Source organism: Natrinema caseinilyticum, assembly GCF_024227435.1.
GTDB classification, from domain to species: domain Archaea; phylum Halobacteriota; class Halobacteria; order Halobacteriales; family Natrialbaceae; genus Natrinema; species Natrinema caseinilyticum.
The window spans coordinates 3,536,076-3,563,070 of the sequence record NZ_CP100445.1 but is presented as its reverse complement, the minus strand read 5'-3'; the positions used below and the strand labels follow the sequence as shown (position 1 = coordinate 3,563,070).

Annotated in this window: 25 protein-coding genes; 12 read left to right on the top strand and 13 right to left on the bottom strand. The window is 65.5% G+C overall.

The annotated features are described in order from the left end of the window. Positions 1–144: 144 nt before the first annotated feature. Positions 145–1,191 (bottom strand): phytoene/squalene synthase family protein, encoded by a 1,047-nt coding sequence (locus tag NJT13_RS17515; protein ID WP_254523031.1) that lies wholly within the window; start codon positions 1,189–1,191, stop codon positions 145–147. Between the two features lie 357 nt (positions 1,192–1,548). Next, positions 1,549–1,740 carry a hypothetical protein gene (locus NJT13_RS17510; RefSeq protein ID WP_254523030.1) on the bottom strand — a complete coding sequence of 64 codons (192 nt, stop codon included), beginning with the start codon at positions 1,738–1,740 and terminating at the stop codon, positions 1,549–1,551. Positions 1,741–2,157: 417 nt separating this feature from the next. Between NJT13_RS17510 and NJT13_RS17505 the strand changes: the two genes are divergently transcribed. Next, positions 2,158–2,436: a helix-turn-helix domain-containing protein gene (locus tag NJT13_RS17505; RefSeq protein WP_254523029.1), complete on the top strand. Its 279-nt coding sequence runs from the start codon at positions 2,158–2,160 to the stop codon at positions 2,434–2,436. A gap of 90 nt (positions 2,437–2,526) precedes the next feature. On the opposite strand, the gene NJT13_RS17500 is transcribed toward NJT13_RS17505, so the two are convergent. Then, complete coding sequence (locus NJT13_RS17500) at positions 2,527–3,153, bottom strand: trimeric intracellular cation channel family protein (protein WP_254525481.1); 627 nt, start codon at positions 3,151–3,153, stop codon at positions 2,527–2,529. A 301-nt stretch (positions 3,154–3,454) separates the two neighbouring features. Between NJT13_RS17500 and NJT13_RS17495 the strand changes: the two genes are divergently transcribed. Then, positions 3,455–3,733 (top strand): hypothetical protein, encoded by a 279-nt coding sequence (locus tag NJT13_RS17495; RefSeq protein WP_254523028.1) that lies wholly within the window; start codon positions 3,455–3,457, stop codon positions 3,731–3,733. Positions 3,734–3,908: 175 nt separating this feature from the next. Next, a complete protein-coding gene (locus NJT13_RS17490; RefSeq protein WP_254523027.1) occupies positions 3,909–5,054 on the top strand; it encodes an acyl-CoA dehydrogenase in 1,146 nt (381 codons plus the stop codon). 146 nt (positions 5,055–5,200) lie between these two features. On the opposite strand, the gene NJT13_RS17485 is transcribed toward NJT13_RS17490, so the two are convergent. Then, entirely contained in the window at positions 5,201–5,485 is a 285-nt protein-coding gene (locus NJT13_RS17485) for a PadR family transcriptional regulator (protein ID WP_254523025.1), read from the bottom strand. Between the two features lie 100 nt (positions 5,486–5,585). After that, on the bottom strand, positions 5,586–6,494 hold the full coding sequence (locus NJT13_RS17480; RefSeq protein WP_254523024.1) for a DUF3267 domain-containing protein: 909 nt from the start codon (positions 6,492–6,494) through the stop codon (positions 5,586–5,588). A gap of 110 nt (positions 6,495–6,604) precedes the next feature. Here NJT13_RS17480 and NJT13_RS17475 point away from each other — a divergent pair, with 110 nt between their 5' ends. Beyond that, entirely contained in the window at positions 6,605–6,895 is a 291-nt protein-coding gene (locus NJT13_RS17475) for a DUF7111 family protein (RefSeq protein WP_254523021.1), read from the top strand. Between the two features lie 340 nt (positions 6,896–7,235). Here NJT13_RS17475 and NJT13_RS17470 read toward each other — a convergent pair whose 3' ends face one another. Together NJT13_RS17470 and NJT13_RS17465 are read right to left on the bottom strand one after the other, a co-directional pair. Then, positions 7,236–8,864: a CocE/NonD family hydrolase gene (locus NJT13_RS17470; RefSeq protein WP_254523020.1), complete on the bottom strand. Its 1,629-nt coding sequence runs from the start codon at positions 8,862–8,864 to the stop codon at positions 7,236–7,238. Positions 8,865–9,172: 308 nt separating this feature from the next. After that, a complete protein-coding gene (locus tag NJT13_RS17465) occupies positions 9,173–9,496 on the bottom strand; it encodes a DUF7410 domain-containing protein (RefSeq protein ID WP_254523018.1) in 324 nt (107 codons plus the stop codon). A 262-nt stretch (positions 9,497–9,758) separates the two neighbouring features. On the opposite strand from NJT13_RS17465, the gene NJT13_RS17460 reads away from it, so the two are divergent. Further along, positions 9,759–11,177, top strand: a complete 1,419-nt coding sequence (locus NJT13_RS17460) for a heme o synthase (RefSeq protein WP_254523017.1) — start codon at positions 9,759–9,761, stop codon at positions 11,175–11,177. A gap of 116 nt (positions 11,178–11,293) precedes the next feature. Here NJT13_RS17460 and NJT13_RS17455 read toward each other — a convergent pair whose 3' ends face one another. After that, positions 11,294–12,361 carry a M42 family metallopeptidase gene (locus tag NJT13_RS17455; RefSeq protein WP_254523016.1) on the bottom strand — a complete coding sequence of 356 codons (1,068 nt, stop codon included), beginning with the start codon at positions 12,359–12,361 and terminating at the stop codon, positions 11,294–11,296. Positions 12,362–12,555: 194 nt separating this feature from the next. On the opposite strand from NJT13_RS17455, the gene NJT13_RS17450 reads away from it, so the two are divergent. The 3 genes from NJT13_RS17450 to NJT13_RS17440 all read left to right on the top strand — a co-directional run bounded on the left by NJT13_RS17450 (position 12,556) and on the right by NJT13_RS17440 (position 14,878). After that, positions 12,556–13,725: a thiolase C-terminal domain-containing protein gene (locus tag NJT13_RS17450; RefSeq protein ID WP_254523015.1), complete on the top strand. Its 1,170-nt coding sequence runs from the start codon at positions 12,556–12,558 to the stop codon at positions 13,723–13,725. Beyond that, positions 13,722–14,114: a Zn-ribbon domain-containing OB-fold protein gene (locus NJT13_RS17445; RefSeq protein ID WP_254523014.1), complete on the top strand. Its 393-nt coding sequence runs from the start codon at positions 13,722–13,724 to the stop codon at positions 14,112–14,114. The genes NJT13_RS17450 and NJT13_RS17445 overlap by 4 nt, the downstream gene beginning before the upstream one ends. Before the next feature lie 104 nt (positions 14,115–14,218). Next, positions 14,219–14,878: a DUF502 domain-containing protein gene (locus tag NJT13_RS17440; RefSeq protein ID WP_254523013.1), complete on the top strand. Its 660-nt coding sequence runs from the start codon at positions 14,219–14,221 to the stop codon at positions 14,876–14,878. 31 nt (positions 14,879–14,909) lie between these two features. Here the strand turns inward: NJT13_RS17440 and NJT13_RS17435 are convergent, their stop codons facing one another. From NJT13_RS17435 to NJT13_RS17425, 3 genes are all read right to left on the bottom strand, one after another. Further along, positions 14,910–15,848: an alpha/beta fold hydrolase gene (locus NJT13_RS17435; protein ID WP_254523012.1), complete on the bottom strand. Its 939-nt coding sequence runs from the start codon at positions 15,846–15,848 to the stop codon at positions 14,910–14,912. Positions 15,849–16,013: 165 nt separating this feature from the next. Continuing rightward, positions 16,014–17,108 (bottom strand): methylmalonyl Co-A mutase-associated GTPase MeaB, encoded by a 1,095-nt coding sequence (gene meaB, locus NJT13_RS17430; RefSeq protein WP_254525480.1) that lies wholly within the window; start codon positions 17,106–17,108, stop codon positions 16,014–16,016. Positions 17,109–17,110: 2 nt separating this feature from the next. Continuing rightward, positions 17,111–17,527, bottom strand: a complete 417-nt coding sequence (locus tag NJT13_RS17425; RefSeq protein WP_254523009.1) for a cobalamin B12-binding domain-containing protein — start codon at positions 17,525–17,527, stop codon at positions 17,111–17,113. Positions 17,528–17,827: 300 nt separating this feature from the next. Between NJT13_RS17425 and NJT13_RS17420 the strand changes: the two genes are divergently transcribed. From NJT13_RS17420 to NJT13_RS17410, 3 genes are all read left to right on the top strand, one after another. Then, on the top strand, positions 17,828–20,260 hold the full coding sequence (locus NJT13_RS17420; RefSeq protein ID WP_254523007.1) for a penicillin acylase family protein: 2,433 nt from the start codon (positions 17,828–17,830) through the stop codon (positions 20,258–20,260). Further along, complete coding sequence (locus NJT13_RS17415) at positions 20,257–20,598, top strand: hypothetical protein (RefSeq protein ID WP_254523004.1); 342 nt, start codon at positions 20,257–20,259, stop codon at positions 20,596–20,598. The genes NJT13_RS17420 and NJT13_RS17415 overlap by 4 nt, the downstream gene beginning before the upstream one ends. Positions 20,599–20,791: 193 nt before the next feature. Next, positions 20,792–21,466 (top strand): HD domain-containing protein, encoded by a 675-nt coding sequence (locus NJT13_RS17410; protein WP_254523003.1) that lies wholly within the window; start codon positions 20,792–20,794, stop codon positions 21,464–21,466. Positions 21,467–21,769: 303 nt separating this feature from the next. Here the strand turns inward: NJT13_RS17410 and NJT13_RS17405 are convergent, their stop codons facing one another. Beyond that, complete coding sequence (locus tag NJT13_RS17405; protein WP_254523000.1) at positions 21,770–22,450, bottom strand: LysE family translocator; 681 nt, start codon at positions 22,448–22,450, stop codon at positions 21,770–21,772. Positions 22,451–22,569: 119 nt separating this feature from the next. On the opposite strand from NJT13_RS17405, the gene NJT13_RS17400 reads away from it, so the two are divergent. Further along, positions 22,570–26,577, top strand: coding sequence for an Eco57I restriction-modification methylase domain-containing protein (locus tag NJT13_RS17400; RefSeq protein ID WP_254522997.1), 4,008 nt, complete (start codon positions 22,570–22,572; stop codon positions 26,575–26,577). A gap of 106 nt (positions 26,578–26,683) precedes the next feature. Here NJT13_RS17400 and NJT13_RS17395 read toward each other — a convergent pair whose 3' ends face one another. Further along, the gene (locus NJT13_RS17395) at positions 26,684–26,863 is read right to left on the bottom strand and encodes a hypothetical protein (protein WP_254522995.1); all 180 of its coding nucleotides are present in this window, start codon (positions 26,861–26,863) and stop codon (positions 26,684–26,686) included. Between the last annotated feature and the right edge of the window lie 132 nt (positions 26,864–26,995).

Here is a 26,995-nt window from a genome sequence, read left to right as displayed (position 1 = left end):
TTCCTCGAGACACGCTCGGCCTTTCGGTCGGTCGAACGAACTGTCGGATCGCCGCCCGTAACTGTACCCGGACGGGTCCGAGTCGAAAATCCGCGTCGAAAGCGATCACGGGCCACCGTGGTCGGCCGGTTCACCGGCCGTCGATCACTGGTGAAGCGGCTGCTGCGACATCTTGCTGCGAAGTTCCTCGAGCCGAGAGCGGGGAACGCCGTCTTCGAACTGCTGGAGGAGTTCGTACACCTCCGCGCGGGATACCTTGACGTCGCCCTCGCGAACGACGTCCTCCGGACGTTCCCGAAGCTCTCGGAGAGTACCCACCGCGAGCAGGTAGGGAATCGCCCACGCCGAGAGCCGGTTCCCGTGGTGTTCCGGGACGACCTCGAGGTAGCGCTGGGCATCGTCGAGATAGCGTTCTGCGCGGCCGGTGACGCGCTTGATGACGTTGGTGACGCCACCACGATGGGCCTCGTCGGTGACGGACTCGACGTCGACGTCCTCTGCCGCGAGCCACTCGGCCGGGAGGTAGACGTTGTTTTCGTCGTGATAGTCCGACTCGACGTCTTTCGCGATGTTGACCAACTGGAGCAAGAGCGCGAACGAACGCGCGTTTTGACGCATCTCCGCGGCTCGATCGCGTGAGGTCCCGCGGGCGACCAGCCCGGTTATCAGGGTGCCGACCGTCCCGGCTGCGTACCAGCAGTACTCCTCGAGTTCCTCGACGGTCTGCAGGCGCAGTCCGCCTTCGGTGGCGTATCGATCGGTGAACATCGCCATCCCGTCGACGAGTTCGCGGACCGGTTCGCGCATTATCTCGCGCGGTTCTTCGTCGAGCGATTCGAACGTCTGGAGCACGCGCGGTGTCTCGGCGACGACCTCCCAGTCGTCGGTGCGGTCGTCCGGAATCCACGGCTCGACGTCGTCCATGAACGCCGAGACGGAGCCGTCCGCGTTCGGGTCGAGCAATCGATCGTACTCCGCGAGCAGTTCGGTCTGCGTTTCCGGTGGGATGTGTCCCGCGTCCTCTATCGTATCAGCTATTCTACAAAGTAGGTAGCCGAGACAGATGTGTCTCGCCATCGGCTCTTCGAGCCGATCGATCGTAATCGAAAAAGTCCGCGAAACGCCGTGAACCGCGTCGTAACACCACTCGAGGTCGGCGTCGGTGGGGGGTTCGGGCTGGCCCGTGGTCATCTACTCGAGTTAGTTTGGTTACCATCCGGGAAAAACGCCGCGGTCTCGGCGTGATCTTCCGCTCGGTTGTGGGCGCAGACCGTCAGTTACGGCCGCGTCGGGTTGCTTGTACGTCGCACATTCACGATAATATTCAGACGGCGACGCGGTGCCGACTCGCGGCGGTAACGTGCGGGTCGTCGATTCTGAGCTGGAGTGGAGTCGTCGGAGACTACTGACCCATACGAGCGGTCGGAACGACCCGTTCGGGCGGGACCGGATCGAATCGAGGACGTCGGCTCTCGTCGGACCTCATTGGTCCTCATCGATCCGATTACTGTCGACCCATCGGCGACCGCGCCGCCGGGTCGGTTTCCGTCACCGATCGTCGACGGCGGCGGTCGAAGCACCGTCACCGGCGATCCGGTCGGCCGCCTCGATCGTCTCGCTGATGTTCCTGATCGACGGCTCGAGCGTCAGAGGATCGGGCAGCGCCCGGTCGGCCGTCCGGACCTGGTCGCGAATCTCGATCAGACGGATCCGCGCGCGATCCCGGGAGCGGGTCGTCACGTCCGATCGCCCTCCGTCGCGTCGACGTCGGCGGCACGTGCGCGATCCTCGAGCGACAGTCGCGCGATAGCCCGGCCGACCGCGTCCGGCCGAAGGGCTGATTCGATGCGGGCGGTGGAACCTGGGGCTCGAGCGCCGCAGGCCCCGTGAGCGTCAGATCTTTTGGACGGCGATTCGTTTCGTCGTGCGTGGGGTCTTCGCCCCACGGATGGCCCGGAATTCATGCGATGGCAACGGGGCCTCCTTTCGGGCGGCGCTGGAACGTCGCCCGTTCTCACGATCCGACGAGAGTCGTCGCAAGCCGAGTTGGAGGCACCCATTCGCCATCAATGCCACAGAATTGCATAAATGTAATTCTATGACCAATCAGCACTATACCGACCGCATAGGGAACTAAAGAGTGTATAGGGGACGAGAATGCGTAAATCGGGATCATGGATGACGATATGGGACGATCGTATCCTCGAGTACATCCGAACGGAGGGAGCCGGCTCCCCGAAAGAACTCGAGGAGAGCGGGTATGTTCGGGTCTCGAAATCGCACATCTCTCGGCGTCTTCGGAAACTCGCGGATCACGGTCTGCTCACGCACCTCGGAAACGGCGTCTATGTGATTACGGACGCCGGAGAAGCGTACCTCGAGGGCGAACTCGATACGAGCGAAGACGCTCCAGAGACAGCGACCGGCGACGAGTAGCACCCTCGAACGAGGATCGAACTCCGCCTGCCGACCTGTGTCCGGCCGTCGTCGGTGCGACGAACGAGCGGCCGTCCTCGATGTGACGCGCTACCGGCTATCGCGGGGCTCGTCCCGTGCGAGTCCGAGCATCTCCGCCGTCGGGAGGCGCCAGCCGTAGGTGACCGCCGTCAGTCGCGTCCCCACCGTCACTGCGGCACAGGCCGCCGCGGCGGTACTTTCCGCCCCACCGAGACTTCCCACGAGCACGTAGACGCTTCCGCCCACGACGGCACAACTCGCGTAGAAGTCGTCGAACAGGATGAACGGCGATCGATCTAGGAGGATATCCGCGAACGCACCGCCGCCGACCGCGTTGATCGTCGCGATCGCGACGACGCCGAAACTCGAGACGCCGGCCCCCGTCGCGACGATGGCGCCGGCCGTCGCGAACGCGGCGAGTCCGACGGCGTCCGAGAGGAGCGTGATCGGATGGCCGTCCGGAGACTCGAGTGCGGTACGCAGCCCGATCGCCAGGGCGATTCCGAGTAAGCCGAGCGCGATTTCGCCGACCGAGGTGAGCGCCAGCGGGATGCGGTCGACGAGAAGGTCCCGCGTGATCCCACCGGCGAACGCCGTGACGAGCCCGACGACCGCGATTCCGAAGACGTCGAATTCCTCGCGGATGGCCTTGGTCGCCCCGACCAGGGCGAACGCGACCAGTCCGACCGTGTTCATCACGGCGAACGGGTCGGCGAGCAACGGTTCGGTGAGAGCGAGGACCACTGGCTCTCCCTTCGAAAACGAGTGATTTGAGGGCTCCGCTTTGACCCCGGACACACGGAGTACGGATACACCAGTACCGGCGCCCCGACCAGTATCGACGAGCCGGTATCGAGATCCAGTTCGGTCGCATCCCCAATGGTTCTCTGACGTACAGGTAACCGAGCCGATAATACCGGTCGCAGACGGTCATTTCCACCGGCATTTCGCCGCAGATCCCGAAGACCTATTATTCAGGCGCAGTGATACGTAGAAAATGGCTCCTTCGAGACCGTTCTTCGATCCGCAGTCCGGAGAACTCGATACCGACCAGTTGCTCGAGGAGGCGGTCCCCCTCGCGAAGCTCGTCGCGGTCGTCGGGGCGATCGCCCTCGTCCCGCTTGTTTTGCAATTCCTCCTGCTTCGAATCTTCGCGTTCGTCCCCGTCTTCTCGGCGGTACTCTCGCTCGCGGCGCAGTTCGTCCTGGCGGTCGGCACCGGGATCGTCCTGCTGTACGTCGTGGCCCGTGCGAATCAGCTCGTCGACGAGTCGTAGCTCCGAGATCCGTCTCCCTCGAGGAGCCGCGTCCGGACAGCAGCGGTCGGTCGCGCATCGCACGAGTCCAGTTCCCGTCTCCCAGACCGGCGGGGAGTCCGTTTTCTCGAGCGGTGTTCGAAACTGGATCAGCGAAAGAAGAACAATAAAGAAGCGAGGTCCCAAATCATCGACCATGGACTTTGCACTCTCGGCCGAGCAGCAACAGATTCGCGACATGGTGTCGGAGTTCGTCGACGAGGAGGTCGTCCCCGTCGCCGACGAGATCGACCACGACGACGAGTTTCCCCGAGATCTCGTCGACGAAATGGCCGAACTCGGACTGATGGGAATGCCGTTTCCCGAAGAGTACGGCGGTGCCGGGCTGGATTACCACTCGTACGCGATCGGCCTCGAGGAGATCGCCCGCGGGTCCGGCGGACTGGGGACGATCGTGGCCGCCCACACGTCGCTGGCCGGGAACATGCTCTACGAGTTCGGCGACGAGTTGCAAAAGGAGGAGTACCTGACGCCGCTGGCCGCGGGCGAGGACGTCGGCGCGTTCGCGCTCTCGGAGGCGGGCGCGGGAAGCGACGTGCCCGCGATGGAGACCACTGCGGAAAAAGCGGGCGACGAGTACGTCATCAACGGCGGTAAACTCTGGATTTCGAACGGCTCGGTCGCCGACACGGTCACGCTATTCGCGAAGACCGATCCCGGTGCGGGCAACAAAGGCATCTCGTCGTTCGTCGTCAGGCCCGCGGAGGACGACGGCTTCATCGTCGAAGGCACGGAGGAGAAACTCGGTGACAAGGGCTGTCCGACCGCCGAGCTTCGCTTCGACGACCTCCGCGTTCCCGAGAGCCGCCGACTCGGCGACGAGGGTGAGGGGTTCGTCCACGCGCTGAAGACGTTGAACGGCGGCCGAATCACCATCGCCGCACGCGGCGTCGGAATCGCTCGCGCGGCCTTCGACGAAGCGCGCGATTACGCCACCGAACGCGAGCAGTTCGGCCAGCCGATCGGCGAATTCCAGTCGATCAAGCACAAACTGGCTGACATGGACACCAAGATCCAGGCTGCTCGAATGCTCATGCACAAAGCCGCCGACAAAAAAATCCGCGGCGAGAACTACATCAAGGACGCGTCCCAGGCGAAGCTCTACGCGTCGGAAGTGAGCCGCGAGGTCGCGAACGAAGGGATTCAGATCCACGGCGGCTACGGCTATACCAAGGATTTCGCCGCACAACGATTCTACCGCGACGCCAAGCTCAACGAGATCTACGAAGGGACCAGCGAAGTGCTGCGGAATACGATCGGCGACCAGTTGCTCGAGGGCTAACGCTCGAGCCACGATCTCTGATCCCCTCTCGACCGGTTACTCGAGCCACGATCTCTGATCCCCTCTCGACCGGTTACTCGAGCCACGATCTCTGATCCCCTCTCGACCGGTTACTCGAGCCACGATCGCCCCGCTCGAACCGAGGGCTAGCTTTCCAGGCAGTTCCGAACCCACGCGTAGTGGTCTCGCACTCGCCTTTCGCCGGCTTCGGTCAGCGCGTACACGTCGTGAAGGCCCGCCGTCCGCTTCTCGACGAAGCCGGCGTCGACCAGCGCGGAGAGCGAGCCGTAGAACGCCTTCGGTTCGATCCGGTCGTCGTAGTGGGACTCGAGTCGGGATTTCAGTTGCTGGCCGCGCAGTTCGCCGTCGGCAGCGCCCGCGAGCAGAACGCAGACGTCTCGGCGGCGGCCGCTCCGGAGCCACTTGGTCATACCACGGCGTCGGTGGAGCACAGGCTCGAGCGTTACGGTTTCCGACGCCGCCGGTCGCCGCGTCCCGTACTCGGTACCGTCGTGTCCCTCGGTGACCGCCTCATCCGCGTACGAGGTGCCTGCGGACCGACGCGATCACCGTCCACGATAGCCCGCCGAGGGCGGCCACGCCGAGCAGCGGGCCGTCGCCGATCTCGAGGATCGCGCTGCCGTCCGCCCGCCGGACGTGACGGAAGAGAAGCCACCCTGCATCCGGGTCGCCGAGGACGACGTCACCGGTGCCGAACGCGAGCGAAAGCAACACGGCGACGAGCGCGTACGTCGCGACCGCAGCGAGCGTCCCGACGCCGCCGGTGACGAATCGTGACAGGAGCGGCGTGCCCGGAATTCGGGCGGCGGTCGACCTGCTCGAGCCGTAAATACCGAATCCGCGGCCGTCGGCGCCGGGGAGTCCGCCTACGCGGACGTCGGCGGGATACTGACAGAGAACGGCGGCCATCCAGAGGTCGCCGATCGAACCGGCCGCGTTCGCGGCCAGCGGAACGACGAGCAGCGGAGACGGAACGACGACCATCACCGAGAGTCCGAGCGCCGTCAGTCCGACGAAGGGGGCCAACAGTGCCACGAGGAGTTGATTTCGAGTGTAGCTCGTGCCGTCAGTTTCGGCGTAGGCGTACGGTAACAGGAAGTGCGAGACACCGACGCCGTACCCCGCCGAACCGCCGTAGTATGCCAGTACGCCGCCGTGGATCAGCTCGTGTGGGACGACGACGCAGACGAGCAATCCCAGCGAGATGGCCAGCCACCCGAAGATCGTGGGCTGAAGGGTTGCCTCGATCACGATCGGCTCGAGAGCGACTCCGCGAACCGCGGCGAGGACGTGTCCGAAACAGTACGCGAAGCCGAAAAACCCCACCGCGGAAACGACGAGCCACTGGGCGGCGACCGCTCGCGTGAGACGAAACGTCGCGAGCGGTGGACGAGGCGAAGCGAGGTCCGAACGGCTCACGGGTGCACCTCGAAGGCGACCGAAAAATCGGTGTCGATGTTCGCCGTCCGGGACGACCGGTTCGGATCGGAACCGACAGATTCCCGGTAATCGACCCACGAGTACCGACCATGACCGACGAGCGGACGGCCGAAGCCAACGGCATCACGGCGACTTACACCGAAACCGAAACGGAGCGAATTCTCGCGTTCGAACGCGACGGTGGAGGCGAGGGCGGGACGGCGGCGATCGCCCAGAATCTCGAGGGGTACGCGATGTTGAAAGTTCGGCGAACGAGGGCGGGAGACGAACTCGAGCGCTATTACGGGTTCGACATGGCGCTCGATCACGCGGGGGAACTGCTCGGCGTCTCGCCCCACGAGTTACCCGTTCCGGACGCGGCCGACGACATGGGGATGTGACGGAGGCACCGCCACGGCCCGACGGTGGGGAATTCGGCTTCGGCACGACTCGTCTCGGCCGAGGCATAATGTAGATCGTTGGGTCGTCGAAATTGATCCCCCGTCCGGCTCACTGACGACGGACCAGTGGATCGGGGTGACAGTTTGTGACGGGTTCTCGACGACGCCGACGAAGCGACAGTACTCTGTCGCTACGAGGAGTCGAACTCACTCTCTCGAGGAGGACGCGATGGTGGAGTTCGGCGGACGTGGACAACGACGACCGCCGAGGGCCTGATCGGTGACGACGGCCGAACCGGAACCCGTCGTCTTCCGTCACCGATGCTCGGTCATCGACCGGTCACTGCGGCCGCTGGGGGAGACGGATTTCCGACTGGGACGGGAGGACCGTCACGCCGTCGGTATGAGTCGATTCCTCGAACAGAAGGCTCTCGGTGCTGATACGGAGCGAGAGGGTATCACCGGCCGAGAAGAACCGTTGAAAGACTGGGAACTCGAACTGGACGCGCTGGCGGCCCGGTCCGTCGACGCGGGCGGCCTCTCCGACGGATTTTCCGATCGCGTCCAGGTCGGATCCGTCGTGTCTGATATCGAAGAACAACCGCGCTTCGGGGCCCGCGACGTCGACCGCGAGGTCGAATTCGGGCGTGCCGACGACTTCGATGTCCCGTCCGACGTGCCACTCGTAGGTCACTTCGGTGTCGTGGAACCAACTCCACCGTTCGATGTGCGGGTTTCCGCGTTCAGTGGCGTTCTCGAGGCTGTAGGCGGTCATCGAGACGTCCGCGGGCGGGAACTGTGAGCCGGTCCGCCACTCGTCGCGTTGCTTGAGGTACGTCGAAACCGTCGGGACGTCGGTCGATTCGCCCCGGAGGTGTTTGTCCATCCAGGTGACGGCCAGGTCGTTCAGGTACGCGCGGTCGTCGGGCGAAACCAGAATTTCTTCGATGGCGTGGCCGCCCTCGTAGAAGACGATGGCCGACTCGACGTCGCGAGCCTGCAGTTCGTGGAACGCGCGGAGATATTCGTTCGGGTTGAACAACGTGTCGTCCCAGCCCTGGATCAGGAGCGTCGGTGTGTCGAACCGGTCGATGTGCGACGCGAGCGATCGCTGCTCGAGCCCTTCCTCGGCGTCCGTCGGCAACCGGTTGGTATCGATGGCGTCGTGATACCACTCGAATATCCGGTCCGCGACGCGGGTGCCGGGGTCGAAATCGAGCGTCTGAAAGACACCAGCCGCCAGTAAGAAGGTGAGCCAGCTGTCCTTGACGACGCCGTTTGGCACGAACGAGTAGGTGAGATCGTACCAGCCGATCCGCGGGACGATGGCGTTCACCCGATCGTCCGCCACAGCCACGAGCGGCTGGAGCCCGGCGGCATAGGAGATGCCGTCCATCCCCAGTTTGGGATCGTTCTGTCCGTCGGTTTCGACGTCCGAACGCCCCGCGAGCCAGTCGATGAGGTGTCTGGCGTCCGCGACCTCGTTCGGGCCGTTCACCGCCGAAATCCCGTCGGACCCGTAGGCGCCGCGGGAATCGTAGGCCAGGACGACGTAGCCGTTCTCCGCGTAGCCTGCCGCTATCGACGCGGTCATCGAAGCGAGACGCCTGTTCTCGCCCCATCCGTGGGTCATCAAAATCGCCGGATTCGGACCGCCAGCGTCGGGCGTATACAACGTCGTCGCGAGGTCGGTCCCGTCGAACGACGATATCGTCCGATCGGACGTGGAGTAACTCGCCTGAGAACGCCATCCCGCCGCCGTTCCCGGAATCCCAGCGAACACCGCCGCGGTCCCCGTCGTCGCCTGCAGAAATCGTCGTCTGTCGACTCCCTTCGAACCGGAGCGTCCAGTGATCGCGCGAGTTCGGTCCGGCGCAAACTCTTCGCTGGCCGTCGTCTCGACCCGTTCGGTCGGCGTCTCGTCGCTCGTCCTGCATCGTGACTGCTCCGCGTCGTTATGTGACACCATTTAACACACCTTCCCGTTGATAGATTACGTCAGATTGGAAGTCACTGGTGCAGGTCATACTGGGCGGATTATATACGGGTTCGAGGGAGCTTCGAGTCGGAGACGTCGAAGCCGTGTCCGCCGGGATCGGACCGTTGCGACGCCCTCGAGCACGTACGGGTCCCGGACAGGTCCGGTCGGAAACCGCACACGTATCAGGCCCCGCGGTCCGAAGTTGGCGAGCGATTCGGGTTCGTCGTCGAGGCGACGCCGTCCGGCCGTGGGAAGCCGGACCGTCTCTCGCAGGGGCCTCTCGAGAGTGCGCTGTCTCAGACGACGAACGCGGCCACGATCAACAGCCCGAAGTACAGGAGAACGAGGACGCCGAGCGCCTCGAGTCGAACGCGGCGAACCGCTGGATTTTCCTCGCCGCGAGCGCGATCGTACGCGGCACGCTCCCGAACGGAGAGTCGCTCGGAGTGTTCGAGACCGCGGTGGAGCGATTCGTATCGATCCCGCCGAAACGGTCGACCGCAGTACGGGCAGCGAACGGGCGGTTCGTCGCCGTGTACGTCGAACGCGGGTTTCGCACCGGCCGCCGCTGGAACACGGTCGTCGACCGCAGACGCGGAGCCGTGGGTCTCGTCGGGCACGGAAGCGGGTACGCGGACCGGCACAATTGCTCTTCGGTTGCCTCTCGAGTAGCGGACAGACTCGCAACGGGACTCGCTCCGTCTGCTCTCGAACCGTGCTCGAACGGGTTCCGGTAGCGAGGACGGAAGCCGAGACTCGAGCCCACTGCCGGGGGTGTTGTCGTCCCTCGAAGATCGTTTTCTTCCGACTGAGAGTCCCCGAAAGCGGGAAGAAGCGGGAGCCATAAATACGCGGAGTCGAACGGTGTAGACGAGACAAGCCGTGGCAACTGAGTCCTTTCCCCGCCCGATCGGTACCCGCCGGCGGTTCTCCGCACTGCTCGCAGCGACCGCGCTGGGCGTCTATCTACTGTTGATCGTCGGCGCGACGACTTCGCTGACGAACGCGGCCGCCTCGTGTTCGACGTGGCCCACCTGTCACACACCCGTGGACCCGTTGAACCAGACCGAACTCGCGATCGCGTGGACCCACCGGCTCACGGCCGTCGTGGTCGGATTCCTCGTCGCCGGGGCGGCGATCGCCGGACTTCTCGGCGACGCGTCGAGTCGCGTTCGGACGGCCCTCGCCGTCGCCGCAGGCCTCTACGTGGTCCAGATCGGTGTCGGAGCCGTCACCGCCACGATCGGCCCCGCCGCGATCCTCCCCGGTTTACACCTCGCGCTCGGACTCGTCATCTTCACGGCGATCGTCCTCGCCCTCGCCTGGGACCTCGAGCTCGCGACCGGCAGCGAGGACGACGCCATCGATTCGCCGGAACCGCTCGAAGCCGACGTCCCGACCGCGGCCGAACGGTCGCTCCCGTCGAGCCGACTGCACCGTGCCAGGCTGACCGTTTTCGCCTACTTCCAGATGATGAAACCGCGGCTGATGTGGCTGCTCTGTCTCGTCGCCGCCGCGGGAATGGCACTTGCCGCCGGTCCCGGTCTCGAGAGTTCCACGATCGTCGCGACGCTCGGCGGCGGCGTCCTCGCGATCGGCGCGAGCGGAACGTTCAATCACGTCCTCGAGCGCGACGTCGACCAGAAGATGTCCCGCACCGCCGATCGACCGCTGGCGGTCGACCTGATTCCGGTTCGGAACGCGCTCGCGTTCGGGGTCGTACTGACCGCGGCGTCGCTTGGCGCGTTTCTGACGATCAACCGCCTGGCCGCGGCGCTGGGGCTTTCGGCGATCCTGTTCTATAGCGTCGTCTACACGCTCCTCCTCAAGCCGAACACGGTTCAGAACACGGTCATCGGCGGCGCAGCGGGCGCGCTCCCCGCGCTCATCGGCTGGGCCGCGGTCACGAACGAGATCGGGTGGCCGGGACTCGCGCTCGCGGGTGTCATCTTCCTGTGGACGCCGGCGCACTTCTACAATCTCGCGCTGGCCTACGGCGAGGATTACGCACGCGGCGGCTTCCCCATGATGCCGGTCGTCCGCGGCGAGACCGTCACCCGGAAACACATCCTCTACTACATCGCCGCGACGCTCGTGAGCACGATCGCACTGGCGTGGATCACCGAACTCGGTGCCCTGTACGCCGGAACGGTCGTTCTCTTCGGCGGAATCTTCCTCTGGGCCGCCGTGCGACTCCACTTCGAACAGACCGAAACGGCCGCGTTCCGGTCGTTTCACGCCTCGAACGCCTTCCTCGGTGCGGTGCTGGTCGCGATCCTCGTCGACGCGCTCGCGTTCTGAGATCGGACCCGTACGCCCCCCCGATCGACTACGGCGTTCGTCGCGTTCTCTGAACCGATCCGAAGACGCTCGAGACGGGAATTCGAGAGGTGTCGGGGGAGCGGTTCGGAGACCGCTCACAAAGTGTAGTCGTAGGTCCCGTCTTCGGTCTCGAGAAAGGCCTCGAGCAGGTCGACCGTCGCCCTGATATCGTCGACGTGAGCGGTCTCCGTTACGGTGTGGAGGTATCGCGTCGGAACGGATATCGCACCGACGGGTTTCGCGCCGGCAGTTTGTTGGAAGCCTGCGGTGTCGGTGCCGCCCGACGGGAGAATCTCGAGTTGATAGTCGATGTCCTCGGTCTCGGCGATCGACCGAAGGCGACCGTGGAGCTTCGGGTTCGTGATGACGCTCGAGTCCTTGAGCTTGATCGCCGTGCCGCCGCCGAGTTCGGTGACCTGTTCGCCGTCCTCGAACCCGGGGATGTCGTTCGCGACGGTGACGTCCAATGCGAGTGCGAGGTCGGGGTCGATGTCGACGCCGAGCGCGTGCGCCCCGCGAAGCCCGACTTCCTCCTGGACGGTGGCACAGAAGTGAATCGTCACTGCAGGATCTGTCACGCGGCGGGCCGCCTCGAGCATGGCGAACAGGCAGACCCGATCGTCCAGGGCCTTCCCGGTTATCGTTTCGCCGACGCGTTCGGTGGATTGGACCAGCGTGACGAGGTCGCCGGGAGCGACGCGCGTCGTCAGTTCCTCGAAGGGAAGGCCCGGGTCGACGACGACGTCTTTCACTTCCGGCGTCTCGTCGCGATCGTCCGTATCCAGCGTGTGCGGTGGCGGTGAGCCGATGACGGCCGGGATATCTTCGTCGGACGCGTGTATCGTCACGCGCTGGGCTTTGAGGACCCGTGCATCCCAGCCGCCGAGGGCGTCGAGTTCGACGAACCCGAAGCCGTCCTCGTCGCCGCGAACGTGTCTGACCATGAACCCGACCTCGTCCATGTGTGCGGCAACGGCGACCGAACAGTCGCCGTCCCCCTCGATCGTTCCGACGACGTTACCCATCGCATCCGTGCGAAGGCGGTCGACGGTCCCCTCGAGTTCCCTGACGACGATCTCGCGAACGCGGTCTTCGTACCCTGGGACCCCACCCACCTCTGTCAGTTCCGCCAGCAGATCCAGATCGAACGGAATGGCTGTCATATCTCCGTGTCGGGCGCGGGATCACATAAGACCGCGGTAAGAACGGTCCTCTTACCGCGAACGGAGACTCGAGGGCGCAGCCGCTCGACCGTCACGAAAACCGGTACGTATCGAAAGTCACGAACTATCAATTGGCGTAGAATGAAATCGTTAACCGCGGAGTATTAACGGTCTCGTCCACTACGTGTGTGTACATGAGTAACGTACGAGTCGCAGGCACAGGGCTAACGCCGTTCGGGAACACGCCCGAACGGACCAGTCGAGACCTCTTCGCGGAGGCCACCGTCGACGCCTTCGAGGACAGCACCGTTCCTCGCGACGACGTCGAGGCCGTCCTCTACGGGAACTTCATGGGCGAGCTCTCCGAACACCAGGGTCATCAGGGGCCGCTGATGGCCGAAGCGGCGGGCGTCCGAGCGCCCGCGACCCGCTACGAATCCGCGTGTGCCTCGGCCGGCACCGCCGTTCGAGAGGCCGTCAAACGGATCCGTACCGGCGAGAACGACGTCCTCCTCGTCGGCGGTGCAGAGCGGATGAACAACCTCGGTACGGCGGGTGCGACCGAGGCGCTCGCGATCGCCGCGGACGACCTCTGGGAGGTGCGCGCCGGGATGACGTTCCCCGGCGCGTACGCGCTGATGGCACAGGCCTACTTCGACGAGTTCGGCGGCGAACACGAAGACCTCGCCCACATCGCCGTCAAGAACCACGCGAACGCTCTCACCAACGACAAGGCCCAGTACCAGCGCGCGATCGAGGTCTCGGACGTCCTCGAGGCGCCACCGGTTTCGGAACCGCTCGGCCTCTACGACGCCTGTCCGATCTCCGACGGCGCCGCGGCGCTCGTCCTCACCAGCGAGGAGTACGCCGCGGACCACGACCTCGATGCACCGGTCGCGATCACCGGCACCGGACAGGGCGGTGATCGGATGGCACTGCACGACCGCGAGCACCTCGCGCGCTCGCCCGCCGCACGCCGTGCCGGCGAGGAAGCCTACGCCGATGCTGGTATCGATGCGAGCGACGTCGACCTCGCGGAGGTCCACGACTGCTTTACGATCGCCGAAGTGCTCGCACTCGAGGCGCTGGACGTAGAGCCGATCGGGGAAGGTATCTCCGCGGCTCGCGACGGGCGGACGACCGCCGACGGCGACACGCCGGTCAATCTCTCGGGCGGCCTGAAGGCGAAGGGACACCCGGTCGGCGCGACCGGCGCCTCCCAGATCGCCGAGGTAACGAAGCTCCTGGCCGGCACCCACCCCAACAGCGATCACGTCCCCGACGCGACGACCGGTCTCGCCCACAACGCGGGTGGCACGGTCGCGAGTGCGACGGTTCACGTCCTGGAGGTGATGGACCAATGAGCGACTCCGAGACTGTCGACGACGCCGGCTTCGACGAGTGGCTCGCAGCCGCCGAAGAGGACGGGGCGTACTACCTCGAGTGCGAAAACGGCCACGGCTCCCTGCCGCCTCGTCGGGTCTGCCCGGACTGTGGCTCGCTCGAGCTCTCGGAGGTCGAGATGCCCGAAACCGGTGTGATCGAAACGTTCAACGTTACGTACGTCCCGACGCCGGCGTTCGAGGACGACGCGCCGTACGCGACGGCCGTCGCGGACTTCGGGCCCGTTCGCGTCACCGGGCAGGTCGTGGACGTCGATCTCTCGGCCGTCGAAACGGGCCTCGACGTCGAAATCCAGGTCACGGTCTCCGAAACGACCGGCGAGCGCGTCCTCGGGCTTCGGCCGGTCTAACGCGCCCACGCCACGGCACACTACGGTTTCTTTCTCGATCAGTTGGGCCCGATCACGCGTCGCATCGGCGACGGATATTTCACCCGAGCGATTTCAAAGTCGCTATGAAACTCACGGAAGCTATCAAGAGTAGCTTCGTCGCGGGACTGATACTGGTCGCACCGCTGGCCGTCACGCTGTACGTTCTCCGGTTCCTCGTCAACTGGTCGCTACAATTCGTCACGCCGGTCGCCCGCGCCGCGGGACTCGCACGGTATACGGGGAACGTGGAGGTCGCCGCCCAGTTTCTCGCCGTCGTCCTGATCGTCACGGGGATCGTAATCCTCGGCTTTCTCACCCGCCAGAGCGTCGGCCGGCACCTGTTCGGCAACATCGGCCGACTCATCAACGTCGTGCCGCTCGTGAGCACGATCTACTCGAGCGTGCGCCAGGTCGCGGATTCGCTCGTCGAGCGAAAGACCGGCTACGAGAGCGTCGTCCTGGTCGAATACCCACGCGAAGGCGTCTACATGATCGGCCTCGTCACTGGCGCGAGCCCGGCACCGGTCGAGGAGGTGGCCGGGCGGGACGTCTACAACGTCTTCCTGCCGAACAGTCCGAACCCGACTGCCGGGCGGCTGGTGTTGCTTCCGGAAGACCAGGTCCACGAGATCGATATGAGCGTCCGACGCGGAATGCGCCTCGTAGTGACGACGGGAATGGGCGACGAGTCCGAATCAGCGGCTGCGGTCTCGCCGAAGGCACTCGAGACCGTACAGAAGTGAGCTCGCTCGAACGCGTCGGGCGGACGGCGAGCTACTCGTCGACGTCCGCGCGCGGCACCTCCGCGCTCAGGTACTCGACGAACCGGTCCGGATGTTCGGCGTGTGGAAGCTGCGTAGCGTAGTCGATGACGACGAGATCGAGGTCGGCCGCTTCGGCCACGTTCCGACCCTCCCGGAGCGGGACGAGCTCGGCGTCCCGACCCCAGATCAAGGTGGTCGGCGTCTCGAGGGCGGCCAGTTCCGTCGCCAGGTCGAAGTCGGGATCGAGGGTGCCGGCGGCGAACGAGGCGGTGGCGTAGCGCGCGCCGGGCTGGTGAGCGCTGTCCCAGGCGTACTGGACCTCGTCCGAATCGATCCGATCGGAGTCGTAGTAGCCGTCGCGGTCGTAGAAGTGTCGGATCGCCGGTTTACTCGCGAGCGCGTTGTACAGCGTCGTTCCCACGATCGGCGTTCGCAGGAGGGTGCGGACCCACGGTCGCTCGTCGCCCGTCTCGTCGGTCGGACAGATCAACACCAGTCGCCGCGCGTCGAGTTCGTCGGCGGCCTCTGCGGCGAACGCACCGGTCAACGAACTGGCGACGACGATCGGCTCCGCGGTGTTTTGAGCCGCGAAATCCCGAACGAATTCGGCGTAGAGTGACGCGGAGTAAACGAGCGGCGGGCGTTCGGAGCGGCCGAACCCGGGAAGGTCGACCGCGTAGACGCGGTATTTCTCGGCCAGTCGTTCGAAGATCAGCGCGAACTCGTTGCTGCTGGCCCCGGCGTAGATTCCGTGCAACAGGAGCATATCCGGGTCGTTCGGGTCGCCGGCGACGGTGTACGTCGACTCGATGCCGCGCCAGCGATACGTTCGCTCGATGCCGGGCAACGGATTCTCGAGCCCTCCCGCACGCCGTTTCAGGAGACGGTTGCCGGCGATCGCGCCGCCGACCGTTCCGAGCGCTGCACCGAGGACTGTTCGGGCGTTCATGTGCGAGCGTAGGACCGCAACGTCCTTAGACCCCGGGATTAGGGTCAGAACCTGCAACGAAGGAGCGTCGATCGTCCGACGAGAGACGAGCCACGACCGTGCCCCCGGACGATCTTCGTGTCGGGGCACACGCGACGGCCCAGCACGACCGGGTGCGGACCGACGCTACTCCGTTCTCGAGGCCGCGCCGGCCTCGGTCTCTATGTCCCCGAGACAGTCCTCGACGGGTTCGAGGACGTCGGTCACGATTGAATAGGGATCGGTCTCGCCCCGACGGACGGCTTCGGCGAGGTCGTCGACCCCGCCTCGTTCGGCGAGTTCGGCTTCGAGCATGGCGTGGACGTCCTCGCGCAGCAGCGTGCGGATCTCTTCGGCGTAGCGCGTGCGTACCTTCTCGGCGAGGGCGCCGGAGTCGACGAGGTGCGCGCGGTGGGTCGCGAGTTGATCGATGAACTCGTCGACGCCGGTCCCCGTCGTTGCGACCGTTTCGACGATGGGCGGTGTCCAGTCGTCGTCCGGGCCGTCTACCCCGTCGGCCCCGCCCGAGTCGACACCGCCGCCCGTCGCGTCGACACCGTGGTGACCACCGCCTCCGCCGGCGATCCCGCTTTCCTCGCCGAGGTGGACCATCTCACGCAGTTCCTGGACGGTCCGGTCCGCGCCGTCCCGGTCGGCTTTGTTGACGACGAAGATATCGGCGATCTCGAGGATGCCCGCTTTCAGCGTTTGAATGTCGTCGCCCGACCCGGGTGGGACGAGGACGGCGACGCTGTCGGCAGTCCGAACGATGTCGATTTCGTTCTGGCCGGCGCCGACGGTTTCGATGATGATCTTGTCCTTGCCGAAGGCGTCCATCGCCTTGACCGCGTCCGCGGTCGCCGTCGAAAGCCCCCCGAGGGTGCCGCGGGCGCTCATCGAGCGGACGAAGACGTCCATGTCGCCGACCGTAGACGCCATCCGGATCCGGTCGCCGAGAACGGCCCCGCCCGTAAACGGTGAGGAGGGATCGATCGCGATGATCCCGACCGTCTCGCCGCGCTCGCGGTAGGCCTCGGCGAGTTTATCCACCAGCGTCGACTTTCCCGCACCGGGGCTTCCCGTGATTCCGATGACGTCCGCGTTGCCCGTGTGTGCGTAGAGTTCCGAGACGAGCTCCCGATAGCCCGACGAGCGGTTCTCGATCTTCGAGATTACTCTGGCGAGCGCGCGGTGTTCCCCCGCTAACAGCGCCTCGAGCAGCGATTCGTCGTCCGAGTCCATGCTCATCGCTGCGGGGCGTTCTCGCGAACGAATTCGATGGTCTCTTCGACCGAGGTCCCGGGACCGAAAATGGCCGCGACGCCCTCTTCGGTGAGCCCATCGCGGTCCTCGTCGGGAATGACCCCACCCGCCAGCACGAGCGTGTCGTCTTTGGCGCCGTACTCTTCTAACCCGTCCATGATCTTCGGGACGAGCGTGTCGTGGGCCCCGGAGAGGATGGAGATGCCGAGAACGTCGACGTCTTCTTGCACCGCTGCCTGGACGATTTCGTCGGGGGACTTGTGCAATCCGGAGTAGATGACCTCGAAGCCGGCATCGCGAAACGCGCGTGCGATGACGTGGGCACCGCGGTCGTGGCCGTCGAGACCGACTTTGGCGACGAGACACCGAATCGACTCCGCTTCCTGTTCGCTGCTCATACGCTCCTCTTCCCGAGCCGACTGTTTGACTTTAACGGAAGTTAGTTGCAGACAGGCCCCACCACGAAACCGTCATCTTGGTGGTGGGTAGCGGCCGGTTACAACCCGACGTCCGAGCCCCCTGAGGACGGCGACCGTCCAGTCCGGGTGTGGCCTTCCAGTCGCGGTTCGATGCGGGCCGCCGGGAGCGACGGCCGGGGCGATGACTCGTGGAGATCCGGCCGTCGTCTCGATTTTCGGCGACCGTGCGTACTGTTGGCTGACCACAACTGTTTTGACCGACCGACGTAACCACGTGTCATGGATCGAGATGCTAAACAAACAATCGAGGAACAGTTTACACCTCGAGAACGGACGCGACGTGGCGTTCTCGGTGTCGGCGTGGTAGGCGCGGCCGCCACACCGATGCGGAGCTATCTCGATCGGTTCGCGCCGTTTAGCGGCTCGGTCTGGGATACGGCCTCCGACGACCTTCCGTCGCAGGTGGCCTCCCCGTACGGGTCGGCGACGCTCAGCTACGACGACGACGGCGTCCCGCACGTCAGTGCCGACTCCGAGGAAGCGCTCTACTTCGCCGCCGGCTACGCCCAGGGCGCCGACCGTCTGTTCCAGATGGACCTCCAGCGCCGGCAGATGCGCGGCCAGCTCTCGGCCATCGTCGGTGACCGCGCGCTCCCCTCCGATCGATTCCACGTGAAGATGGACTTCGCCGGCGCGGCGGCCGCCAGCCGGGACCGTCTCCGGGACAGCGAATCCGGCCGACTCGCGGAGGCGTTCGCCGCGGGCGTCAACCGACATCTCGACCGGTCCCTTCCACAGGAGTTCGACCTCCTGGAATACGAGCCCGACCCCTGGCGGCCCGTGGACACGGTACTCGCCTCCGTACAGATCTCCTGGGGACTGACGGGCAGCTTCCGGACGCTCCGCAAGGAGACCGTCGCGGCCGAGATGGGGCCGGACACCGCCGAGACGCTGTTTCCCGACCGGCTCGACCACGATGCGACGATTCTCGGCCACGGCGACGACGCGGCCGAGAACGAACGGACGGCCCCATCCATCGGCCGGCGTCGAATCGACCCCGAGCTGACGGCGTGGGTTTCGGCCTTCGAGTCTCCGCCCAGCGTCGGCTCGAACTCGTGGGTCGTCTCGGGCGAGCACACCCGCTCGGGATCGCCGATTCTGGCGAACGACCCGCACCTGCCGCTGATGGCACCGCCGGTCTGGTACGAGATGCACCTCGAGGGTCCCGAAACACACACCAGGGGTGTCACGTTCCCCGGCATCCCCTTCGTCGTCATCGGCGAAAACGAGTCCGGCGCGTGGGGGCTCACGAACGCCGGCGCCGATACGATCGACTTTTACGAGTACGAGACGCGCGACGGCCGATACCGGTACGGTGAGGAGTACCGCGAGTTCGACGACGAGCGCCGGACTATCGAAGTCGCGGGCGGACGCGACCGCGAGGTCACCGTCAGAAAGACCGTCCACGGGCCCGTTCTCGAAACCGAGAGCGACAGGGACGACCTTCGGACGCAGGTCGCGGTCTCCTGGGTCGGGTTGACGGCCACCAGAACGAGCGAGGCGATCCTCGAACTCGCGCGAAGCGCCGGCATCGACGACGTACAGGATGCGCTTCGACGGTTCGATCTGCCGACCCAGAATTTCGTGTACGCCGACCGCGACGGCAACACGCTCTATCGGGTCACCGGGAAGGTTCCGATCCGATACACGGACGACGAGCCCGTCTCCGGAACCCGAGTGTTCGACGGTTCCAGTCGGGAGGGGGAGTGGCCGGGGTTCGTTCCGTACGGCGAGTCCGACTGGGACGAGTTCATTCCCTACGAAGAGATGCCCCACGCCGTCGACCCCGAGTACATCGGGACGGCGAATCAACGAATCGTCGACGACGCCGACTACCCGCATTACTTCGCCGAGGCCTATTCCGCCCCGTTCCGGGGAATCCGGCTCTGGAATCGGCTGGATAGTCGCGTCGAGAGCGAGCAGCCGGTTACGCCCGAGTTTATGCGCACCCTCCAGCGCGACACCCACGACGAGCGGGCGGCGATGTTCGTCCCGACGATGATCGACGACGGCCGCGGTTCCGTCGACGGGGCGGCCGACGACCTGCTCGCGGAACTCGAGGACTGGGAGTACCGAATGGATCGAGACTCGCGGGCCGCCCTCGTCTTCGCACGATTTCTCGCACACTATCGCGACGTGGTCTTCCGGCCGCGACTGGCGGCGGAACTGGACGATCGCCGCGACCCCGACGAGTACTACGGCAACGACTGGGTCCTCGTCACGCTCCCGCCGGACTCGGCGTGGTTCCCCGACGGTCGCGGCGCCGCGATCGCCGAGGCCCTCGACCGAACCGCCGCCGAACTCGAGGAGAACGGGTGGGAGACCTACGGCGACTACAACACGACGGCGATCGACCACCCCTTCGATCGAGAGTGGCTGAACTATCCACGGTATCCCACGGACGGATCGGCGGCCTCGCTCGACAACTTCCGCGCCGAGAGCGACGTCGGGAGTAGCTGGCGCCAAATTTGCCCGCTGGAGGACGCGAGCCCGTCCCAGGGGTCGTTCCCGGGCGGCAACGACGGCTCGCCGTTCTCCGAGCACTACGCCGACCAACTGAAGCGGTGGGCCGACGGGGAGTACAAGCCGATCCCGCTTTCGACACCGAAGACCGCCACCACCGCCGTCGAATTCACGGAGGGCGACGGATGAGGTCGATCGGCGCGTGGCTCGAGGAAACTCGAGGGGACGGTCGCCGTCGTCGGCTGACGACGGCCGGTGGCGTCGTCGTCGGACTCGTGTTCGCGTGGGTCCACTGGGCCGGGTTCGTTCTCGGGGGCGCGATCGTCTCCCTGGTACAGCCGACGATTCGGCGCGGCCTGCTCGTCGGTCTCGGATTCGGCCTGGTGTCCGTGGTCGCCTTCACGGCGTGGCTCGCGATGGTCGGCGTCCTCGACACCTACCTCGAGATGGGGCAGGTGATCGCCGTCAGCGTCGTGATTCCGCCGGGTGCGGCGCTTCTGGGCTCGCTCGTTCGGGGACTTCGGTGACGCCGAGAGCGGGCGCCCGAGCTGGGACATCGGTATCGGTCAGTAGCGCATCAGCACACGGTGTCACCGGCGGAATATCACGGACGCTGTCGGGTTCCCACTCTGTGAAATCGTGTCGAACCAAAGGCTAAAGAACGGAACGACCGAACATTCCAGTAATGACTATCGTTCGTCTGCTGCGGAGGGATCTATCGTGGGAGTTGAAATAAAAGAAACCGGTGTGACGGATGCCGAATTCGAGGCGATGAAGGGCTTCGTCTTCGAATATCTCGCAGCTAGCGTCGAAAAGGAAGACGAGGGCGGTCGCATGCGCTGGTACCCCTGGCACTCCGCCGAGTACCGGCACAACCACATCCTCAACGTGGTCGAGCTCGCGACCGAAATCGCCGAAAAGGAGGGCGCGGACGTCGACGTCACCCGCGTCGCCGCTCTCTTCCACGACGTCGCCAAACTCGAGACCGACCAGGAGCTCCACGCCGAGGCCGGCGCTCGCGTCGCCCGCGAGTACCTCGAGTCGCGCGGTGACTATCCGGAATCGTTCGTCCAGCAGGTGTGTCACGCCGTCGAACACCACTCCTATCAGGGCGACCTGACCGACCTCGCCCTGGAGACCCAGTGTCTCATCGAAGCGGACTTGCTCGACAAGATCGGAGCGAACGGCACCGCCCTGATGTTGCTTCGGATGGGGTACGAGGCGCGGACCCACATGGACGCCGACGAGATGGTCGAACGTGTCCTCGAACGGGGGTACGACGCAGCCTCGCGCGTGCAAAGCGACACTGCCGAGAGCATCGGCCACCAGCGGCTAAAACGCGTCAAGTGGTTCAGCGAGTGGCTCGAGGACGAGATCGCCGCCCTGGGCGAGTAATCCCGTCGGCTCTCGATCCACCTCACCAGCCGTCCTCGCCGCGTTCGGTGCCGAGGCGGCCGCTCCTCGCTCGAGTCGCCGCGTCGTGAGCCGTCGTCGTTCGGGTGGTCCGGCCGGTGCGTTCGTGCTGGTGTCGTTTCGAGACGAGGGTAACGGGCACGCTGTGCCGAACGGCCGAAATCGCCCTCGCGATCGCCTGTGTAACGCTCCTTTTCGCCACCCCGGTTTCGGGGACGACCGTTCGACCGACGGTACTCGCCGTGAAATCGACTCCTCGACGGCCGCCGTGTCGTTCGCATCCGATCAGACGATCCGGAGCGTCCCCACGACCAGAAAGAGCAGTCCGAATCCCACGAGGACCACGGCGCTCAGTGCGGCCACGGCCGGTGCAAACGCGTCGATGCGACGGCCGGCGGCAGCGAGCGTTGCCGGAAAGACCACGATCCAGCAGGTCACACCACCGAACAAGCCGGCCAACAGCGCCGGCGAACCGGTCTGGACGACGAACGCACCCTCGAGCGCGTGCCCGGCGACCGGCACGGCCGCGAGGACGTCGAGGGTTCCCGGCTCAAGCAGACCGACGCCGACGGTGAGCCAGAAGCCGATCTGGTAGGGATTGGTCAGCGAGAGCGCGAACGTTTTTCGAAAGCCAGACGCGGCGACCCGACCGGCGTCGGTAAACGACGACGCGGACCTGGCCTCGTCGATCGCGCCGATCGCGAAGTACAGCATGAGACAGCCGCCGGCGAGGTAGAGCGCGGGCCGAACGACGGGATTGCGATCGATGACGGCGACGACGCCGGCCAGCGTCAGGACGAAGAACAGCGCGTCCGCGAGCATCACGCCGAACCCGGCGCGGAACCCGGCCGACCACCCGCGAACGACGCTTTCCTCGGCGATGATCGCGTTCATCGGTCCCGGCGGCGCCGCGAGGGCGAGCCCGAAGATCGCGCCGGCAAGCGTGGTACCAACGAGGGAAGACACGGTCTCGCTCTCGAGTGAGCGTGCAGCCGTAAAAAGCGTATTGCCTTCGGTGGAATCGCCGGACGGGGTCGTATCGACCAGTGGTTTCTTACGCCGACGATTCGAGACACAGTGTATCTATGAGGGAGGCAGCGCCGTCGGATCGTCCGTACGCTCGTTCGACGCTCTTTGCGAGGTACTATCTCGACGAGCGGATCCAGAACCGACCGGCGTGGGACTGCGACGAGGCGGCGGCCGATGCGATGGAGCGGCTGCGAGGGCTGTTCGACGGCGAATCTGATCCCGTCTCCGACGACCCGTTCGCGACCGGAGACCGCGTCCGGGAGGTACTCGACGTCCTCGGGTTCGGGTCGACTCACTGGATGACGGCACCCGACGATACCGGCGCCGTCGACGTCCTCCTGTTGGCTGATACCCCGGCCGGACGGGAGAGTCAGAAACCGCTCTCGGACGCCGACGACCGGACCGATCCGTCCGAGCACGCGCTCGGAATCGTCGCGATCTGTCGCCGAGACGACGACGCCACGACGCCGGTCGGCGACCGACCGATCGACCGAACCGCGTCCGACCGGATCGCCCGCGTTCTCGAGCGCACGCCGGAGACGATCGGATGGGGAATCCTCACGAACGGGCGAACGTGGCGGTTGTACCGTGCAAGCGAGGTCGACACGCCACCCGATCGGGCAGACGACGAGACTCGAACCGACGGGACAGACCCCTCCGAAATCTGGGACGACGGGGTCGACACTGACGAGACTCACGGCGGGGGAACCGACGCCAGGGAGACCCGGAGCGACGGGATCGACACGGACGAGGCGCAGGCCTGCTACGAGATCGATCTGCCGAACCTGCTCGAGCGCGACGACAGCGAGGACTTCAAATATTTTTACGCTCTCTTCCGTGCGGCCGCGTTCCGCGAGTCCGCGGGCAGGTCGGGTCTCGATTCGGTCCGGGCGGAGAGCGAAGCGGTCGTCCGCGAACTCGGCGCGGACCTCGAAGAGACCGGGTTCGCTGTACTGAGGCTCCTCGGTCGCGGCTTCGTCGAGACGAACGACCTCGACGTCGATCCGAGCGACGACGAGCGACTCGAGGAACTGAAAACCCAGTCACTCGTCCTGCTCTACCGGTTGCTGATCGTTTGCTACGCGGAGTCCCGAGGGCTCGTCCGACCCGCAGATCCCGACGGCACACGGATGGACGACGCGCCGCTCGGTCTCGAGGCGATCCGACTCGAGGTGTACGACGAGATCGGCACGAGCGGCGACGGGTTCGACGAACGCTACGACGCGCGTTCGACGGCGTTGTGGGGGCGACTCGAGACGCTGTTTCGGTGGATCGACGACCGAAACGAGCACCTCGGTCTACCCGGGACCGACGGCGGGCTGTTCGACCGATCGGCACACGAGTTGCTGGCCGCAAACGCGGTCGGCGATCGATACCTCGCGGAAGCGCTCTACCGGCTCTCGACGACCGAAACGGACGATGGACGGTACGTTCCGATCGAATACGCAGATCTCGAGACGCGTCACCTCGGAAACGGCTACGAAGCGTTGCTCGAGCAGCAGTTTCGGATCGCGCCGACCGAGTACGCCGGCGTTCCCGCTGACGGTGAGACGGTCTGGAAACCGGCAACCGAGGTGACGGCGAGCGAGACGATCGAGACCGTAGACAGCGGTGGCTTGTACGTCGTCACCGACGACGGCGACCGAAAGACGTCGGGAACCTACTACACGCCGGACGCTGTCGTGAGCGACGTCGTCGAGAAGACCGTCGGGCCGTTACTCGACGAGATCAGAGACGACCTCTCGTCGGGCGGCCTCGAGCCGGGAACGGACGAATACGTGGACGCGTTCGTCCGCGCGGTGACCGACGTCTCGATTCTGGATCCCGCGATGGGGAGCGGCCACTTCCTCACGCGGGCCACGGCGTATCTCACGGCCCAGGTGATGGCCGAGGCACGGAGGACGAACGGACCGACGACAGTCGACGAAGGGCGAGTTCGCCGTGCGATCGTTTCGCAGTGCATCTACGGCGTCGACAGGAACGAAATGGCCGTCGAGGTGGCGAAGCTGACGCTGTGGCTCGAGACGGCCGCGGCCGACGGGGCGGCCCCCGCTCTCGACCACCATCTCGCGGTGGGCAATTCGCTGGTCGGTTCGACGATAACCGAGCGGCTCTCGACCGAGACGCTCACGGATCTGGCGTCGACGGCGGACGTCGACGAGTGGAACCGGACCGAACCGCGCTTCCGGCGACTGGTCGCACTGGCGAACGTTGCCACCGCGGCACGGTTCGACCGCGAGGTCCCCGACGACGCGTGCGAGCGGGTGGTCCGAGCGATCGAGGACGAGGATGCGTGGGCCGATTTGCGGACGACGGACTGGTTCAGGCGGGCGCAGTCGGCGAGCGAGGCGGAGGGGTTCTTTCACTGGGACCTCGAGTTTCCCGACGTCGTTCTCGACGAGAACGGGCGACGACGAGACCACGCCGGGTTCGACGCGGTGATCGGCAATCCGCCGTGGGTCGCGACGGCGGGCCGGGGCGCCATCAGCGCGACCATGGACCGGTCGCTCCGTGCGTATCTCGAAACCGAGTACGAGTCGACGAGACAGCAGTTCGATCTGTACGTCGCTTTCACCGAACAGTTCGTCCGTCTCGCCGCAGACGGTCGAATCGGAATCGTCGTTCCCGATGCGATACTGACTCGAGAACAGAACGCACACGTTCGCCGGTATCTGCTCGACCGCACGAACATCGCGTTCGTCCTTCACCTGGGGACGGCGTTCGACACCGTCGAGAACGGGGTTGCGGTCCTCGTAACCGGAGCTGGCGAGGGTGCGGTCAAGTGTGCGTCGACCGATGGTCCCAGGGCCGTCGGATCGGTCGAGTACGACGAGATTCCGCAGTCGGTCTTTCGGGAACAGGACGAGCATCGGTTCCTGTTACACCTGAACCGACCCACGCGATCGATCCTGCAGAAACTGGCGTCCCATCCGAAACTCGGAGAACGCGTTTCGATCTCGCGAGGGGAGGAGATCAGCAAACGGGCCGACGTGCTGTCCGACGCACCCGGACAGAACGAGTCGGAAGCGATCGTTCCCGGCTCGGCCATCGAACCGTACGGATTCGACGCCGCGGAAACCCGGTACATCTCGCCGACGGAGATCGACAAGGACCGCGAACAGTATCGAAGCCCGAAGCTCGTTTTCCGACAGACCGCAGCAGCGCCGACGGGTGCGCTCGATACCGAATCCCGGGTGACGATCAAGTCGGTGTACAACATCGCCGCGGACGATTCCGAAACGGACCTTCGGCACATCCTCGGCGTCCTCAATTCGTCCCTGCTGGAGTACTATCACGAGATGACCCACGCCGCATATCGGTCCGTCTTCCCCCAAATCAACCAGTCGACGTTCGAGTCCTATCCGATCGCCGTTCCGACGGGCCCCGAATTCGCGGCTCTCGTGACCCAGCGCATCGAGGCGACCCGAACGCGAGGGACGCTGACGCTCGACCTCGAAGCGCATCTGGGGGAGTACCGATGGGGCGATCCCCTCTGGAGCATCGGGTCGATACGCCCGGCGGGGCCGGACGAATCGCCGCTTTCCCGGACGGCAACGGAGCTGACGCAGCTTCGTCTCGGACGCGCGACCGTGACTCGCCGGTCGGCCGGGACGGTCGTGATCGAAGCGACCGCCCGGTACAAACCCGCGGACGCGACCGAGACCGTGGCTCCCGGGGGCGAGTCGGAGTGTGAGACCGACCAGTGGGGCTACACCGAGACCGACCCGATACCCGCGTTCCGTCTCACCGATCTCGAGCGGTGCGAGGCGGACCTGATCGAGGCCTTCGTCCCCGTCGCAGTCGACGAGGCCGGTGGCTTCGCGAACGTCCGCAAGACGGCCACGAAAACCATTTCCCTCGTCGACCGACTTCGGGCGCTTACCCTTCCCGCGCTCGAGGACGTTCGAGACGGTCTGGAGCGCTACCTCGAGACGACGGATCGAGCGGCGGCCCTCACGGAGCAAATCGAAGAGACGGACCGCCGAATCGACGCACTCGTCTACGAACGATACGGGTTGACCGAGGACGAGATCGATCGCGTCGAGGCAGTGGTCTCGGAGTAACACTCGCGAGTGAGAAGCGCCGCGACGAGCGGGCTGAACGCGGTGGGCCGCATCTCGTGGAGGGTGTCAGCGAGGAACGGTGCCACGACCGACGGGCGAAGAGGAGTCACGAACGCTCGAGCGAACCCGGCGCGATCGAACAGCCACACGGCGTCGCGACCTGTTCCGTCGGACCGCGCATCGTCACCTGGGACACTCGAACCCCACAGCGAGGGCAGGTCGGAAGTGACGCCTCCGCGGCGGTCTCGGACGATTCTACCATCTCGGCATCGGGTGACTCACACATCAGCCCCACCCCGGGCTGGCGCCGCGTAGGCGGTGATCGTGGGTGCCGTGTTGTCGCTCGACATCATCGTTCAATCGTGCGGTCGTGGTAACGGGTTCGCCCCGGAAGACGGGTCGACCGGACTCGAACCGT